General features: G+C 70.1%; 1 protein-coding gene. It reads right to left on the bottom strand.

Features of this window, described 5'->3' with window-relative positions:
- A partial coding sequence (locus tag EN807_RS33110) for an MFS transporter (RefSeq protein WP_135937987.1) occupies window positions 1-378 on the bottom strand: 378 nt, incomplete at both ends.

Here is a 378-nt window from a genome sequence, read left to right as displayed (position 1 = left end):
GCCGACGCGCTCTGGAACGTTATGGCGTAGGACGCCGGTGATGCAGGGCAACAGGCCGCCCAGCGCCAGGCCCAGCAGGAAGCGCAGGCCGAGCAGCTGCCAGCCCTCGGTGACGAAGGCCTGCGGGATCAACAGCAGGGCCGAAACGCCAAGTGCCGCGATCACGACGTTCCAATGGCCGATGCGGTCGGCCAGCCTGCCCAGCCCCGAGGCCGCCAGGATGGCGCCGAGCGCCGCCGCCGACATGACGACGCCGGCGACCAGCGTCACCCGGCCCTGGTCCTCGATGAGCTGCTGCACATAGACGGTGATGATCGGCTCGATCGACATGGTGGCGAAGGCGAGCAGCATGCCGGTCGCCAGCATGGCGGCGACCGG

This window comes from Mesorhizobium sp. M5C.F.Ca.ET.164.01.1.1 (genome assembly GCF_004792125.1).
Lineage (GTDB): Bacteria > Pseudomonadota > Alphaproteobacteria > Rhizobiales > Rhizobiaceae > Mesorhizobium > Mesorhizobium wenxiniae.
Note: the sequence above shows the minus strand (reverse complement) of the source record. Positions and strands in the feature narration are given on the sequence as shown.